The sequence below is a fragment of the Arthrobacter sp. Hiyo1 genome, assembly GCF_001263615.2.
GTDB lineage: Bacteria > Actinomycetota > Actinomycetes > Actinomycetales > Micrococcaceae > Arthrobacter.
Map to the genome: position 1 here is coordinate 62448 of NZ_DF952476.1, position 2137 is coordinate 64584.

Annotated in this window: 1 protein-coding gene and 1 pseudogene; both read left to right on the forward strand. The window is 67.6% G+C overall.

Annotation, left to right across the window (positions count from 1 at the left end; all coding sequences use genetic code 11):
- Positions 1–1437 (forward strand): annotated as a pseudogene (locus tag AHiyo1_RS27770) (ABC transporter ATP-binding protein); the annotation flags it as partial.
- A partial coding sequence (locus tag AHiyo1_RS20735) for an energy-coupling factor transporter transmembrane component T family protein (RefSeq protein WP_059389846.1) occupies positions 1434–2137 on the forward strand: 704 nt, incomplete at its 3' end. The pseudogene AHiyo1_RS27770 and the gene AHiyo1_RS20735, both read left to right, overlap by 4 nt.

Below are 2137 nucleotides of genomic sequence, written 5' to 3' on the forward strand. Positions count from 1 at the left end.
GGCGGGCGTGCTGGGCGAGGAAGGCGACGACGCCGACGAGACCGGCTCGTTGCTGGTGGACGGCGTTTCCCCGAAGGCCCAGCGGGGCCGTGCCGGACTCATGCAACAGGACCCCGAAACCCAGGTGGTGCTTTCCCGCCTGGGCGACGACGTTGCATTCGGCGCCGAGAACCTTTGCGTGCCGCGGGACGAGATTTGGAAGCGGGTCCATGAAGCGCTCGACGACGTCGGGCTGCTGCGGAGTGCCGGTGGCAGTGCCAGCGGCAACTTTTCGCTCGACCACCCGACGTCGGCCCTCTCGGGCGGGCAGAAACAGCGCCTTGCGCTCGCCGGCATACTGGCAATGCGGCCCGGCTTGATCCTCCTGGACGAGCCGACCGCCAACCTTGACCCGGCCGGCGTCTTGGAAGTGCGCGATGCCGTGGGCCGCTGCCTGGACAAGACCGGCGCCACCTTGGTGGTGGTGGAACACCGGGTATCGGTCTGGAAAGACCTCGTGGACCGGATTGTGGTGCTTCAGCCGGGCAGTTCCTCCTCGGGAGGTTCGACGCCGGCGGTGCTTCTGGACGGTGACCCGAACACGGTTCTGGCGCAAGCAAGGGACATGCTCACTGCTGCGGGCGTCTGGGTGCCTGGTTACGTGCCGGCCACCCGCCCACGTTCGGGAACAGGCGCCGGACCGGCGGCCGACTCCGGAGCGGGGAGCTCCCGGAAGGGGGGCGAGTTGCTGCTCGCCACCCAGGAGCTTGCGGTGTCCCGCGAACGGACACGGCGCCGGGGGTTCAAAACGATCGCCCCGCGTCCTGTGCAGTCCGGACTCGACGCCGAAGTGTTTGCCGGACGGGCACTGACAATCACCGGTCCCAATGGCGCCGGAAAATCGACCTTCGCTTTGACCTCGCGGGGCTGTTGGCGCCGATATCCGGGGCGGTGACTGCCGCCGTCGGGCTCAGCGACGGCGCGGGCCCCGACCCGTTCAAGTGGAAGGCCCAGCAGCTGATCTCCCGCATCGGGACTGTGTTCCAAGAGCCCGAGCACCAGTTCGTCACCGGCCGCGTCCTCGATGAGCTCATGTTCGGCCCCAAGCATCTTGGCCATGGCGAGGAACGGGTGGACGAGTTGCTGGAACGGCTGCGCTTGGGGCATCTCGTGGACGCCAATCCGTACACGCTCTCCGGGGGCGAAAAACGGCGGCTATCCGTGGCGACGGTGCTCGCCGCGCACCCCCGCGTCCTGGTGCTGGACGAACCCACTTTCGGCCAGGACGCGAACACGTGGGCTGAGCTTGCGTCGTTCCTGTCCGAACTGCTCGACGCCGGCACCTCCGTGGTTTCCGTGACCCACGACCAGGAATTCAGCTCCGTCCTGGGCGGCGCCGAGATGCGGCTCGAGCCTGCATTCCAAGGCGGCGCCCGGCAGGAAGCAGGTGCGGCATGAGGGACGCCCTGACCCTGCGCGGCAACAACGCCCTCCTGACACGCGCCAATCCGCTGGCCAAGTTCGTGTCGGTCTTCCTGATCACCCTGGTGTTGGCGTTGTCCATCGACTTGGTGTCAGCCTCGACCGCGCTCCTCGGCGAATTGGCGTTGTTCCCCCTCGCGGGGCTCACCGTGCGCTTGCTCTGGCAGCGCGGCTGGCCCTTGATTATCGCGGCCGCGCTCGGAGGTTGGAGCACCGCGATCCTGTCGGCGGACAGCGGAAGGATACTGCTCGACGTCGGGATCTGGTCCATTAGCGAAGGCTCGCTTCAGCTTGGACTCGGCTTCATGCTGCGGGGTCTTGCCATAGCGCTGCCTGCCATTCTCCTGATGAGTTGCACCGATCCCACCGATCTCGCCGATGCCCTGGCGCAAAAGGCGAAACTGCCGCACCGTTTTGTCTTGGGTACCCTGGCGGCCCTGCGGCTCGTGGGACTCATGGCGGAGGAGTGGCAGACCATCGGCATGGCACGGCGCGCGCGGGGTGTCGGCTCGCACGGAAGTCCGCCGCAACGGTTCAAGGCCATGCTTGGCCAAAGCTTCGGCTTGTTGGTCCAGGCGATTCGACGGGCGTCCCGCTTGGCGGTGACCATGGAGGCGCGCGGCTTCGGCGGCGGACGGCGGACCTGGGCGCGCGAATCCACCTACAGCCGCCTGGA